The organism is Burkholderia puraquae, from assembly GCF_002099195.1.
Classification (GTDB): Bacteria; Pseudomonadota; Gammaproteobacteria; order Burkholderiales; family Burkholderiaceae; genus Burkholderia; species Burkholderia puraquae.
The window spans coordinates 275,869-288,344 of record NZ_NBYX01000006.1; the positions used below are offsets into that span (position 1 = coordinate 275,869).

General features: G+C 66.2%; 15 protein-coding genes. 8 read left to right on the forward strand and 7 right to left on the reverse strand.

Annotated features, from left to right (window positions below; genetic code table 11):
• Nucleotides 1–97: 97 nt before the first annotated feature.
• Nucleotides 98–1,237, reverse strand: a complete 1,140-nt coding sequence (locus B7G54_RS15020; protein ID WP_085039765.1) for a PQQ-dependent sugar dehydrogenase — start codon at nucleotides 1,235–1,237, stop codon at nucleotides 98–100.
• Between the two features lie 152 nt (nucleotides 1,238–1,389).
• On the opposite strand from B7G54_RS15020, the gene rpsP reads away from it, so the two are divergent.
• The 6 genes from rpsP to B7G54_RS15050 all read left to right on the forward strand — a co-directional run bounded on the left by rpsP (nucleotide 1,390) and on the right by B7G54_RS15050 (nucleotide 5,519).
• On the forward strand, nucleotides 1,390–1,644 hold the full coding sequence (gene rpsP, locus B7G54_RS15025) for a 30S ribosomal protein S16 (protein ID WP_006476550.1): 255 nt from the start codon (nucleotides 1,390–1,392) through the stop codon (nucleotides 1,642–1,644).
• A 42-nt stretch (nucleotides 1,645–1,686) separates the two neighbouring features.
• Complete coding sequence (gene rimM / locus B7G54_RS15030) at nucleotides 1,687–2,364, forward strand: ribosome maturation factor RimM (RefSeq protein ID WP_085039766.1); 678 nt, start codon at nucleotides 1,687–1,689, stop codon at nucleotides 2,362–2,364.
• 1 nt (nucleotide 2,365) lies between these two features.
• Nucleotides 2,366–3,160 carry a tRNA (guanosine(37)-N1)-methyltransferase TrmD gene (gene trmD / locus B7G54_RS15035; protein WP_085039767.1) on the forward strand — a complete coding sequence of 265 codons (795 nt, stop codon included), beginning with the start codon at nucleotides 2,366–2,368 and terminating at the stop codon, nucleotides 3,158–3,160.
• Nucleotides 3,161–3,293: 133 nt separating this feature from the next.
• Nucleotides 3,294–3,686 carry a 50S ribosomal protein L19 gene (rplS, locus tag B7G54_RS15040; RefSeq protein ID WP_085039768.1) on the forward strand — a complete coding sequence of 131 codons (393 nt, stop codon included), beginning with the start codon at nucleotides 3,294–3,296 and terminating at the stop codon, nucleotides 3,684–3,686.
• An 87-nt stretch (nucleotides 3,687–3,773) separates the two neighbouring features.
• Entirely contained in the window at nucleotides 3,774–4,460 is a 687-nt protein-coding gene (locus tag B7G54_RS15045; RefSeq protein WP_085039769.1) for a CoA pyrophosphatase, read from the forward strand.
• A gap of 120 nt (nucleotides 4,461–4,580) precedes the next feature.
• Nucleotides 4,581–5,519: a CobD/CbiB family protein gene (locus B7G54_RS15050; protein ID WP_085039770.1), complete on the forward strand. Its 939-nt coding sequence runs from the start codon at nucleotides 4,581–4,583 to the stop codon at nucleotides 5,517–5,519.
• A 63-nt stretch (nucleotides 5,520–5,582) separates the two neighbouring features.
• Here the strand turns inward: B7G54_RS15050 and B7G54_RS15055 are convergent, their stop codons facing one another.
• From B7G54_RS15055 to B7G54_RS15065, 3 genes are all read right to left on the reverse strand, one after another.
• Nucleotides 5,583–5,900, reverse strand: a complete 318-nt coding sequence (locus B7G54_RS15055) for a putative signal transducing protein (RefSeq protein WP_011351362.1) — start codon at nucleotides 5,898–5,900, stop codon at nucleotides 5,583–5,585.
• Nucleotides 5,901–5,966: 66 nt separating this feature from the next.
• A complete protein-coding gene (gene rsgA, locus B7G54_RS15060; protein ID WP_085039771.1) occupies nucleotides 5,967–6,908 on the reverse strand; it encodes a ribosome small subunit-dependent GTPase A in 942 nt (313 codons plus the stop codon).
• The gene (locus tag B7G54_RS15065) at nucleotides 6,905–8,164 is read right to left on the reverse strand and encodes a M48 family metallopeptidase (RefSeq protein ID WP_085039772.1); all 1,260 of its coding nucleotides are present in this window, start codon (nucleotides 8,162–8,164) and stop codon (nucleotides 6,905–6,907) included. Before B7G54_RS15065 ends, rsgA begins: the two co-directional genes overlap by 4 nt.
• Before the next feature lie 117 nt (nucleotides 8,165–8,281).
• On the opposite strand from B7G54_RS15065, the gene orn reads away from it, so the two are divergent.
• On the forward strand, nucleotides 8,282–8,902 hold the full coding sequence (gene orn, locus B7G54_RS15070) for an oligoribonuclease (protein WP_085039773.1): 621 nt from the start codon (nucleotides 8,282–8,284) through the stop codon (nucleotides 8,900–8,902).
• 34 nt (nucleotides 8,903–8,936) lie between these two features.
• Here the strand turns inward: orn and mog are convergent, their stop codons facing one another.
• Nucleotides 8,937–9,548: a molybdopterin adenylyltransferase gene (gene mog / locus B7G54_RS15075; RefSeq protein WP_085039837.1), complete on the reverse strand. Its 612-nt coding sequence runs from the start codon at nucleotides 9,546–9,548 to the stop codon at nucleotides 8,937–8,939.
• Nucleotides 9,529–10,134: a ribosome biogenesis factor YjgA gene (gene yjgA / locus B7G54_RS15080; RefSeq protein WP_279628075.1), complete on the reverse strand. Its 606-nt coding sequence runs from the start codon at nucleotides 10,132–10,134 to the stop codon at nucleotides 9,529–9,531. Before yjgA ends, mog begins: the two co-directional genes overlap by 20 nt.
• 127 nt (nucleotides 10,135–10,261) lie before the next feature.
• On the opposite strand from yjgA, the gene pmbA reads away from it, so the two are divergent.
• Nucleotides 10,262–11,632, forward strand: coding sequence for a metalloprotease PmbA (gene pmbA, locus B7G54_RS15085; RefSeq protein WP_085039775.1), 1,371 nt, complete (start codon nucleotides 10,262–10,264; stop codon nucleotides 11,630–11,632).
• Between the two features lie 83 nt (nucleotides 11,633–11,715).
• Here pmbA and B7G54_RS15090 read toward each other — a convergent pair whose 3' ends face one another.
• Nucleotides 11,716–12,216 carry a dihydrofolate reductase gene (locus B7G54_RS15090; protein ID WP_085039776.1) on the reverse strand — a complete coding sequence of 167 codons (501 nt, stop codon included), beginning with the start codon at nucleotides 12,214–12,216 and terminating at the stop codon, nucleotides 11,716–11,718.
• Nucleotides 12,217–12,476 lie beyond the last annotated feature (260 nt).

Consider the following 12,476-nt stretch of genomic DNA (forward strand, 5'->3'; position numbering starts at 1 on the left):
ATTGTCGTTGGCATGGGCGGCCGGCGGGCCGGCGCGGGCGCGCGGCCCGGCACGCATTCTACGATGCCCGGTCGGGCCCGGTCACCCCTGTCCTGCGTCAAGGTGCCGCATAGGTTACGCGGTAGATTGCACCTGCGTAGTCGTCGCTGACGAGCAGTGAGCCGTCCGGCAGCGGCAGCACGTCGGCAGGGCGTCCCCATACCGTGCCGTCGGGCCGCAGCCAGCCGGTGACGAACGGGATCTGGCGCGCCTGGCTGCCGTCCGCCGGGACGACGACTCGCATCACGCGGTAGCCGACCTTCGTGCTGCGGTTCCACGAGCCGTGTTCGGCAATGAACACATTATTGCGATACGACGCCGGAAACATCGGCCCCGTATAGAAGCGCATGCCGAGTGCCGCGACGTGTGCACCGAGTTTCAATACGGGTGGCACATAGCGGCGGCATACGTCGGCGCTGCCGAATTCCGGGTCGGGCGTGTCACCGCCATGGCAGTACGGGAAGCCGAAGTCGAGGCCGGCGCGCGGGGCGCGGTTCAGCTTGTCGTTGGGCACGTCGTCACCCATCATGTCGCGCCCGTTGTCGGTAAACCACAGCTCGCCCGATTCGGGGTGCCACGCGAAGCCGACCGTATTGCGTACGCCGCGGGCGACAACCTCGCTTCCGCTGCCGTCCGCCTTCATGCGTGCGATGATCGCGTAGCGGTTGCGATCGGCGAGACAGACGTTGCACGGTGCGCCGGTCGGCACGTACAGCTTGCCGTCGGGGCCGAACGCGATGAATTTCCAGCCGTGATGGCGTTCGGTCGGCAGTGCGTCGGTGACGACGGCGGGTGCGGGCGGCGTGGCGAGCCGGTCGTCGATATGATCGAGACGCAGGATGCGCGATACGGCGGATATATAGAGTGCGCCGCCACGGTAGGCGACGCCGACGGGCATGTCGAGCCCGGACGCGATCACGTAGCGCGCACTGATCCGGCCCTCATGCATCACGAACGCATGCACGCGGCCTTCCCGCGTACCGACATACAGGATGCCGCGCGGCGACCACGCCATTTCGCGCGCGGTCGGTACCGCGTCGGTCAGCACTTCGACGCGGAAGCCCGGCGGCACGACGAGTTCGGCCACCGGCAACGGCGCGGCAAACGCCAGTGCGGATGCGAGGCAGGCAAGGCCGGCAAGCAGCGCCGCGAAACGGTGCTGAGCACGGCGTGTCGAGGCGGCGCGTAGGGGCGGCATGACGGTGTGGAACGTCCCGGACACGACGATTGTATGCCCGGCGGACAGGCCGCCCGCGGATTTTTTACGCGTAAGTGTTTGTTGTACCTCTGGTTTCCGGCTATAATCGCGTGTTTCAGTAGTTTCGAACCCGGTTTTCCGAAGGACATCATATGGTTATCATCCGTCTGGCTCGTGGCGGCTCGAAGAAGCGCCCGTTCTACAACATCGTTGCTACCGATTCGCGCAACCGTCGTGACGGCCGCTTCATCGAGCGCGTCGGCTTCTACAACCCGGTTGCCACGAAGGGCGAATCGCTGCGTATCGCTCAGGATCGCCTGACGTACTGGCAAGGCGTTGGCGCGCAACTGTCGCCGACCGTCCAGCGTCTCGTGAAGGAAGCGCAAAAGGCGCAACCGGCTGCCTAACATGGCACGGTGTGCCGGTCGTGCCGGCTGTGAGGTGCATTGATGGCGGGTCACGATTCCGGTAATGCAAGGCGCGGGCGTGCGTCGTTTGGCGCATTCGTCCGCAAGCCGGTCGAGCGCGACGTTGTCGCGAACGCCGGTCAGGCTGCCGAGCAGGGTAGTCTCGAAATGGCGCAAGCCTGGCCCGACGATGCCGTCGAGGTCGGAGCGGTGGTCGATGCCTATGGCCTGAAGGGCTGGGTCAAGGTGGCGACGCATGCCGACGCCGGTCGCGGTGGCGATGCGCTGCTCAAGGCGCGCCGCTGGTGGCTGGAACGCGGTGCGGAGCGGCTTTCCATCCGCATCATGCAGTCGAAGACGCACAGCGACACCGTCGTTGCGCAACCCGCGGGCGTCAGCGACCGCGATGCCGCGCTTGCCATGCGCGGCTTTCGCGTGTTCGTGCGCCGGGAAGATTTTCCGGCATTGGCCGCGGACGAATTCTATTGGGTCGACCTGATCGGTCTCGACGTCGTCAACGAGCAATCGGTGGCGCTCGGGAAGGTGAGCGGGATGATCGACAACGGCGTGCATTCGATCATGCGTGTCGAGTATCCGGCGACCGGCAAAGACGGTCAGCCGACCACCGACGAGCGGTTGATTCCGTTCGTCGGCGTATACGTCAAAACGGTGGATCAGGCGGCGCGTCGCATCGTCGTCGACTGGGAAGCCGATTACTGAAATGAACCAGGTTAACGAGAGCGCGGTGCAGTTCGACGTCGTCACGCTCTTTCCCGAGATGTTCCGTGCACTGACCGACTGGGGGATCACCAGCCGAGCCGTCAAGCAAGGGCGCTTCGGGCTGCGCACCTGGAACCCGCGTGATTTCACGACGGACAACTACCGCACGGTCGACGATCGTCCGTACGGTGGCGGTCCGGGCATGGTGATGCTGGCCAGGCCGCTCGAAGCCGCGATCGATGCTGCGAAAGCGGCGCAGGCCGAACAGGGCATCGCGAGCACGCGTGTCGTGATGATGTCGCCGCAGGGCGCGCCGCTCACGCACGATCGCGCGGTGCGGATGGCGCAGGAACCCGGTGTCGTCGTGCTGTGCGGCCGCTACGAAGCGATCGACCAGCGTCTGCTTGATCGTTGCGTCGACGAGGAAATCAGCCTTGGCGATTTCGTCCTGTCCGGCGGAGAATTGCCGGCGATGGCGATGATGGATGCCGTCGTACGGTTGCTGCCCGGCGTGCTGAACGATTCGCAGTCGGCCGTGCAGGACAGCTTCGTCGATGGCCTGCTCGATTGTCCGCACTACACGCGCCCCGAGGAATACGATGGCGTGCGCGTGCCGGACGTGCTGCTCGGCGGGCATCATGCCGAGATCGAGCGGTGGCGGCGCCAGGAAGCATTGAGGAATACGTTGCGGAAGCGGCCGGACCTGATCGTCCGGGCGCGCCGCGAGAAGTTGTTGAGCCGTGCCGACGAGGCATGGCTTGCGAACCTCGCACGCGAAGCGAAGGACGCCTCCTGAGGCGGCTGCGCGAGCGGGAATTGGCGGTGTCGTACATGCGTGTGCGGTGCCTGATGTGAATCCATCCTCTATCGGGGCCAGGCCTGGAAGCAGGCGGGTGCTAACGCCGACACGATGGCATAAGGAGTCAGTAATGAATCTGATCGCAAAACTTGAGCAGGAAGAAATCGAGCGCGCGCTCGCCGGCAAGACGATCCCCGAATTCGCCCCGGGCGACACGGTGATCGTGAACGTGAACGTGGTTGAAGGTACCCGCAAGCGCGTTCAGGCTTACGAAGGCGTCGTAATCGCGATTCGCAACCGTGGCCTGAACTCGAACTTCATCGTCCGCAAGATCTCGTCGGGCGAAGGCGTCGAGCGTACGTTCCAGACGTACTCGCCGCTGCTGGCAAGCATCGTCGTGAAGCGCCGCGGCGATGTGCGTCGTGCGAAGCTGTACTACCTGCGCGAGCGTTCGGGCAAGTCGGCTCGTATCAAGGAAAAGCTGGTGTCGAAGGATCGCGCCGCAGCAGCTTCCCAAGAGTAAGAGCTGTAAGGAAAAAGCACCCACCCGGGTGCTTTTTTCATTCTGGCGCGACAATATGCTCGATACGACACAACCCCGAGAGCCCCATTGAATCGCCGCCCCATCATCGATCCCGAAGTCCTGCCGGTCGAAGGCACCGGCGCCGGCCTGCCGGCCATCGATTCCAGCCTGATGACACCGTCCGGCCTGCGCGACCGTTTCGCGCGCACGCTCGAATGGAACGTCGAGCCCGGCGAGGCGCGGCTGCAGGAGGGGGTCGATCCACGCAGCGCGGCCGTCCTCGTGCCGCTCGTCGTCCGCGAGTCCGGCCTCTCCATGCTGCTGACCCAGCGCGCCGACCACCTGAACGACCACGCCGGACAGATCAGCTTCCCCGGCGGGCGTCGTGAACCGTTCGATCGCGATGCAACCGCGACCGCGTTGCGCGAGGCAAAGGAAGAGATCGGGCTGGCAGACGAGCGTGTCGAGATCCTCGGCGCGCTGCCCGACTACCTGACCGGCACGGGCTTCTGCGTGACGCCGGTGGTCGGCCTCGTGCATCCGCCGTTCACCGTGCAGGCCGACACGTTCGAAGTGGCCGAGATTTTCGAGGTGCCGCTCGCGTTCCTGATGAATCCCGCGAACCATCAGGTCCGTGTGTTCCGCTGGGAAGGCGGCGAGCGTCGTTTTTTTGCGATGCCCTATCCGAATGGCGAACCAGGCGGGCATTACTTCATCTGGGGCGCAACTGCCGGCATGTTGCGCAATCTGTACCGCTTCTTGGCCGCCGGCTAGGCGCACACGGCGGCTGGTGCGCGCGGCCGGCTAACGGGCGACCGCACCGGCAGCCATCCGGTGCTTACGCTGTGCTATCGTTATGCAAAAAATGACATAACTCCGAAGACGGCGCCACGCATGACTTTCTTTTCGGTTCTCCTCGCCCTCATCATCGAACAGGTCCGCGCGTTGTCGCCGAACAATCCGGTGTTCGCGCTGTTCCAGTTTCATGCGGAAACCGTCGCGCATGGTCTCGACGCCGGCAAGCAGAAGCACGGCATCCTTGCATGGCTCGCGGTCGTGCTGCCGTGGGTGCTGATCGTCGCGCTGATCTATTTCCTGCTGTACAAGGTGAGCTTCGTGCTCGCATTCATCTGGAACGTCGTCGTCGTGTATTTCACGCTCGGCTTCCGCCAGTTCAGCCACTACTTCACCGATATCCACCTCGCGCTCAACAACGACGACGTGCCGCGTGCGCGCGAAATCCTGCACGAGTGGACGGGCATCGACACGGTCGACATGCCGGTCGGAGAAATCGTCCGCCACACGCTGATTCATGCCGTTGTCGCATCGCATCGCCACGTGTTCGGCGTGTTCTTCTGGTACGTGTTGCCGCTCGGCCCGGCCGGTGCCGTGCTGTACCGGATTTCCGAATACCTCGCGCGCAGCTGGTCGACGCCGGGCGACGACCGCACGGCGGCCTTCTCGACGTTCGCGCAGCGCGCGTTCTTCGTGATCGACTGGATTCCCGCGCGATTGACCGCGCTCGGCTTCGCGATCGTCGGCAATTTCGAGGACGCGATCTACGCGTGGCGCAACCACACGCGCCAGTGGCCCGATCCGAACGATGGCGTCCTGCTGGCAGCCGGCAGCGGAGCGCTCGGCGCGCGCCTTGCGGGGCCGCTTGCGGAACCGTCGAGCCTCGATGCGCTGGCAGTCGGCGACAGCGGTCCGTTGACGGTCGGTGATGATTGCACGCCGCGTACGCTGCAATCTGCAGTCGGCCTCGTGTGGCGCGCGGTGATCCTGTGGATGATTCTGCTGCTGATGCTGACGCTCGCCGTCTGGGTGTCGTGACGGGGCAGTGCGGTACCGACGAAAGGCAAAAGGCCGGCTTGAAGCCGGCCTTTTTGTTGCGAGTCAGTCGTCGAGCGGGTCGCGTACGGCGCCGCATTGCCAGCACGCGGTGAACTGGGCCTCGAGCGCTTCGCCGCATTGCCGGCAGCGCCACGGCGCGGCGCCGGCCGACGGGCCGTGCGATGCGGCATCGAGGAGCCGGCGTGCGAGCGCGTCGTCGCGTTCGTCGTCGAGCCACAGCTCGGGCGTGCACGCGTCGGCGGGCAGGCCGCCGAGCGCGCCGGTCGCGTAGCAGTTATGCAGCTCGCAACCGATGCCGGCCACCTGAAGCACGTTGGCCCAATGCTGCGCCGTCGCGAGATCGGGTGCCTTGAAACGCATCGCGGCTCCTGTCGGTGAGGGCCGGCCCGCGCGGCACCGGCTGGCCGCCGCGCGCGTGCCGCGCGATCAGCGGACGATCTGGCTCGCCTCGTGCACGAGCTGCGCGTACAGCGCGTGCCGCGACGGGGCGATGCGGCCGTCGGCGACCGCTTCGAGAATCGCGCAGCCGGGTTCGTGCAGATGATGACAATTATAGAAACGGCAGTCGGCGAGCAGCGGCCGGAACTCTGGAAATGCGCGCTCGAGACGGCCTTCCGTCAGGTGGTAGAGGCCGAATTCCTGGAAACCCGGCGAATCGATCAGGGCACCGCCGCCCTGCAACGGGTAGAGGCGCGTGAACGTCGTCGTGTGACGGCCGCTGTTGAGCGCAGCCGAAATCTCGCGCGTGGCTGCTTCGGCATCGGGAACGAGCAGGTTCACGAGCGTCGACTTGCCCATCCCGGACTGGCCGAGCAGGATCGTCGAATGCCCGGCGAGGTGCGGCATCAGTTGCGCGCGCGCGTCGTCGGGCGAGCCCTTCACCGACAGCTCGAGCACGTCGTAGCCGAGTGCGCGGTACGGTGCGAGGCGCTCGCGCGCGACCGGCAGCGCGGCTTCGACATCGATCTTGTTCAACACGACAAGCGGCTTCAGCTCGTTCGCCTCGGCGGCGATCAGCGCGCGGCCGAGCAGGTCCTCGCTGAAGTAGGGCTCGGTCGCGAGCACGATCAGCAACTGATCGAGGTTGGCCGCGAACAGCTTCGACTTGAACTGGTCGGAACGGTACAGCAGGTTGCGCCGTTCGCCGATCTCGACGATGACGCCCTGGTCGGCCGATGCGAGCTCGTACGCGACACGGTCGCCGACCGCGATGTCGCTCTTCTTGCCGCGCGGGAAGCACTGCAGCATCGGGCCGCCGTCGTCGGGCGCGACGATGTAGTGGCGCCCGTGCGCCGCGATCACGCGGCCTTCGACCCGCTGCGCGCTCGATGCACGCGGGGCCGGCTTGCGGGAGGTCGGGCGGCTCATGCGTGCTGCAGCAGGCGGTCGATCCGCTGCGACGCAGGCGGATGCGAGTAGTAGAAGGCCGTGTAGACAGGGTCAGGCGTCAGCGTCGACGCGTTGTCCTCATAGAGCTTCACGAGTGCGCTGACGAGATCTTGCGCGTCGGTCTGGCTGGCCGCGAATGCGTCAGCCTCGAATTCGTGCTTGCGCGACGTCAGGCTGCCGAACGGCGTCGCGAAGAACAGGAACACGGGAATCGCGAGGAAGAACAGCACGAGCGCGGCGCCCGCGTTGCTGGTGTCGAGCGACGGCGCGACGCCGAGCCCTGTGTAGAACCACGTGCGTTGCGCCAGCCAGCCGAGCAGCGCGAGCAGCACGAGGCTCAGCACGAACGACACGAGCATCCGCTTCATCACGTGGCGGCGCTTGAAGTGGCCGAGCTCGTGCGCGAGCACGGCCTCGATTTCCTCGCCGGACAGGCGCGCGAGCAGCGTGTCGAAGAACACGATTCGCTTCGACGCGCCGAAGCCCGTGAAGTACGCGTTGCCATGCGCGGAGCGGCGGCTGCCGTCCATCACGAACAGCCCCTTCGCCGCGAAGCCGCAGCGCTTCATCAGCGACTCGATGCGCGCGCGCAGCGCGTCGTCCTTCAGCGGTTCGAACTTGTTGAAGAGCGGGGCGATGAAGGTCGGGTAGATCAGCAGCACGAGCATCTGGAACGCGACCCAGACGATCCAGGTCCACAGCCACCACAGGCTGCCGGCCTGGTTCATCAGCCACAGTACGACGAACAGCAGCGGCAGGCCGAGCGCGGCGCCGAGCAGCGAGTTTTTCAGCATGTCGGTGAAGAACAGGCGCTTCGTCATCCGGTTGAAGCCGAAGCGCTGCTCGATCCCGAACTGACGGTAATACTCGAACGGGACGTCGATGACGCTCGTGATCACGAGTACGGCGGCGACGAGCGCGACCTGTTGCCCGTAGCCGCGGCCGAGCCAGCCGGTGAGCAGCGTGTCGAGTGCGCCGACGCCGCCGAGCAGCGTGAGGCCGACCAGCACGGCCGCGCTGACGACGATCTCGAGCATCGTCAGCCGGGTGCGCTCGACCGTATAGTCTGCCGCGCGCTGGTGGGCGGTCAGCGGGATGGTTGCGCTGAACTGCGCGGGAACGCCGTTGCGGTGCGCGGCGACGAAGCGGATCTGCCGCGACGCGAGCCACAGCTTGGTGACGACCATCGCGAGCACGGCGAGCGCGAACAGCAGGGTGAACGAAAAGGGTGACATCGAAGGCGCCAAAGGGTTCTATGCGAGAATTATATGTTCTTGCGGACCGGGCCCGCTGATGCGATGCCGGCCGCCCGGGCGGCACCGCGCGCCGTCCGCCATTTTCCAGGATGACTCATGACCGATACCGCCGCTTCCTCCAGCCAGCCCGCGCTCGTGCGCAACGAGTTGAACCTCGTCTGGCTCGACATGGAGATGACGGGCCTCGACCCGGATAACGACCGCATCATCGAAATCGCGGTCGTCGTGACCAATTCCACGCTCGACATCGCCGTCGAAGGCCCCGTGTTCGCAATCCACCAGAGCGACGAAACGCTCGCGAAGATGGACGACTGGAACAAGTCGACGCACGGCCGCTCGGGCCTGATCGACCGCGTGCGCGCGTCGACCGTGACCGAGGCGGATGCCGCCGCCCAGTTGCAGGCGTTCCTCGCGCAGTACGTGTCGCCCGGCAAGTCGCCGATGTGCGGCAACTCGATCTGCCAGGATCGCCGCTTCATGGCGCGCTGGATGCCGGAATTCGAGCGGTTCTTCCACTACCGCAACCTCGACGTCAGCACGCTCAAGGAGCTGTGCCGCCGCTGGCAGCCGGCGATCTACAAGGGTTTCCAGAAGCGGGCGATGCACACGGCGCTCGCGGACATCCACGAGTCGATCGACGAGCTGAAGTACTACCGCGAGCATTTCCTGATTCCCGCGGCGTCTGCTTCGGCGGGCGAGTCCGCGCCGGCCGCCTGAGCGGGCCGGCACGCGCTTGGCGCTGGGTGCAGGCTCAGCGCCGCGCGCTTTTCGGCCGGAACGCCGCGACCACCGCGGCGTCGGTCTCGAGGTACGGGCCGCCGATCAGGTCGATGCAGTAGGGCACCGCGGCGAAAATGCCGGGCACGGTCGACTTGCCGTCGGCATCGCGCAGCCCTTCGAGCGTTTCCCGGATCGACTTCGGCTGGCCGGGCAGGTTGATGATCAGCGCCGCATGGTCATCCGTCTCGCGGATCACCGCGACCTGCCGCGACAGGATCGCGGTCGGCACGAAATTCAGGCTGATCTGCCGCATCTGTTCGCCGAATCCCGGCATTTCCTTCGTCGCCACGGCCAGCGTGGCTTCGGGCGTTACGTCACGGCGCGCGGGGCCCGTGCCGCCGGTCGTCAGCACGAGGTCGCACCCAACGATGTCGACGAGCTCGGCGAGCGTGGCCGAGATCGTCGGCGCATCATCCTGGATCAGGCGCGTTTCGGCGCGCCACGGCGACACCAGCGCGCCGGCGAGCCACTCCTGCAGTGCGGGAATGCCCTTGTCTTCATAGACGCCCGTGCTCGCGCGATCGCTGATCGACACGAGGCCGACGACGAGCTCGTCCGGGTGATTACGCTTCGTCGTCGTCATGGTCGTCTCCGGCGTCGTCCGCCGCTTCGTCGTCCGCATCGGACGTGCCGCCGGCGGCCTTGATCCACTGGAACAGCTCGCGGAAATAGCGCGGCGGCTTGCCTTGCTGCGCTTCCTTGCGTGCGTTGCGGATCAGCGTGCGGCCTTCCTGGATGTCGGCTTCCGGGTGCTGGCGCAGGAATTCGGTCAACGCGTCGTCGTTGGCGAGCAACTGTTCGCGCGTGCGTTCGATCCAGTGCAGGCGGGCCGTCGCGGCCTTGTTCACGCCGCGCTGCGCGTCGAGCGCGGTGCGCAGTGCGGCGGTTTCGTCGTCGGTCAGCGAGCGCATCACGCGGCCGACATACTGGAGCTGGCGGCGCTTGCCTTCGTGATCGGTGATCCGGCGCGCCTCGCGAACGGCGTCGGCGAGACTTTCGGGCATCGGCATGCGTTTCAGCGCGTCTTTCGGCAGGTCGACGAGCGCCTGACCGAGCACCTGCAGCTCGTGCATCTCGCGCTTGAGCTGGGATTTGCTGGGGCGATCGTAGCCATTGTCGTCGTCTTCGACGGCATGCTCGATCGGTTGGATTCGGGTTTTGCGTGTCATGGACGGCATTGTATCGCGCCGCGGACACCCCAAGCTTGTCGGTGTCCGGCCCCGGACCTTGCTATGATCGCGGGATACGCAACATTTTGACCATGCGGGCGCCCGCCCGCCACCGGATATCAAGACGATGGCAGCCAATCTCGACGTACAAGCGCGCTATTTCCCGCACACGCAGGACCAGCTCAAAGAAATCGCCTCGGACATCCTTCGCCATGCGAAGGCGCTCGGGGCGACGGACGCCGCGACCGAAATCTCCGAGGGCGACGGCCTGTCGGTGTCGGTGCGCCGCGGCGAAGTCGAAACGATCGAGCACAACCGCGACAAGATGGTCGGCGTGACCGTGTTCATCGGCAAGAAGCGCGGCAACGCGAGCACGTCGGACTTCTCGCCGGGCGCGATCAAGGATACCGTCGCCGCCGCGTACAACATCGCGCGCTTCACGGCCGAGGACGAGGCGGCCGGCCTCGCCGAGGCCGAACTGCTCGAAACCGATCCGCGCGACCTCGATCTGTACCACCCGTGGGCGCTGACGGCCGACGAGGCCGTCGAGCTCGCCCGCCGCGCGGAAGACGCCGCATTCGCGGTCAGCCCGCAGATCCGCAATTCGGAAGGCGCGAGCGTGTCGGCCCAGCATTCGCAATTCGTGCTCGCGACGTCGCGCGGCTTCCTGTCCGGCTACCCGTATTCGCGCCACTACATCGCGTGCGCGCCGATCGCGGGCAGCGGCCGCCACATGCAGCGCGACGACTGGTATTCGTCGAAGCGCAGCGCGATCGATCTCGCAGCACCTGAAGCGGTGGGCCGTTACGCGGCCGAGCGTGCGCTTGCGCGGATGGGCGCGCGTCGTCTCGACACCCGCAAGGTGCCCGTGCTGTTCGAAGCGCCGCTCGCGGCCGGCCTGCTCGGCGCGTTCGTGCAGGCAGTAAGCGGCGGCGCGCTGTACCGCAAGACGTCGTTCCTCGTCGACAGCCTCGGCAAGCCGGTGTTCGCGCCGCACGTCCAGGTCGTCGAGGATCCGCACGTGCCGCGCGCGATGGGCAGCGCGCCGTTCGACGAGGAAGGTGTGCGTACGCGTGCGCGCAGCGTCGTCAAGGATGGTGTGGTCGAAGGCTACTTCCTGTCGACCTACTCGGCGCGCAAGCTCGGCACGCAGACCACCGGCAACGCAGGCGGCTCGCACAACCTCGCGCTGCGCAGCTCGAACACGCAGCCGGGCGACGATTTCGACGCGATGCTGAAGAAGCTCGGCACGGGCCTGTTGCTGACCGAACTGATGGGGCAGGGCGTGAACTACGTGACGGGTGACTATTCGCGCGGCGCGGCGGGCTTCTGGGTCGAGAACGGCGTGATCCAGTATCCGGTCGAGGAAATCACCGTCGCGAGCACGCTGCAGGAGATGTTCCGGCATATCGTCGCGATCGGTGCGGATTCGATCGTGCGCGGCACGAAGGAAACGGGCTCGGTGCTGATCGAGCAGATGACGATCGCCGGGCAATAAGCGGCGCGCGGCATCGGCCGCCATCAAACGAAAAAGCCCGACCGGCGTGAGCCGGTCGGGCTTTTTTCATTGCGCGTGCCGCGTCAGCCGCGCTTGCGCTCGTAGACGACGAACGCATAGCCGAACGTGTTCGGCGCGGCCGCCTGGTGCGCATCGCGCGACACTTCCTGCCACTGCGCGGCGTCGGGTGCCGGGAACGATGCGTCGCCTTCGAAGTCGGCATCGATCTCGGTGACGACCAGCTTGTCCGCGAGTACGAGACCTTCCGCGTAGAGTTGCGCGCCGCCGATCAGGAACGCCTCGGGCACCCCGTCGCGCGCGGCGAGCGCCAGCGCGTCGGCGAGCGACGTGACCGTGTCGCAGCCGTCGAAGCGACGCGCTGCGTCGCGCGTGACGACGATATTGCGGCGGCCCGGCAGCGGCCGGCCGATCGACTCGTGGGTCTTGCGGCCCATCACGATCGGTGCGCCCATCGTCGTGCGCTTGAAGAAGGCGAGATCCTCGGGAAGTTTCCAGGGCAACTGGTTGTCGCGGCCGATGATGCCGTTGCGGGCACGCGCGACGATCAGGGTCAACGTCGTCATGAAGGTCGGGGAGAGGAGAACCGGAATGGCGCCGATTCTACCGGAACGGCGGCGCGCGCCGGTTCCGGGTGCGCGCATCTGCCTTCCTACCCTGTGCGCCGCGACGCTTGAGGCAATGCGTCGCGGCGACGGAATGAATAAAAAGCGTGCCCGCCGGGGGACGGAGCACAAAACCGTGCCGTGTTGCGAGATCGCCGATGCCGGCAGCCGATCGATGCTGCCCAGGTCACTCCAATCAATACGTTATCCTGATCAAATGG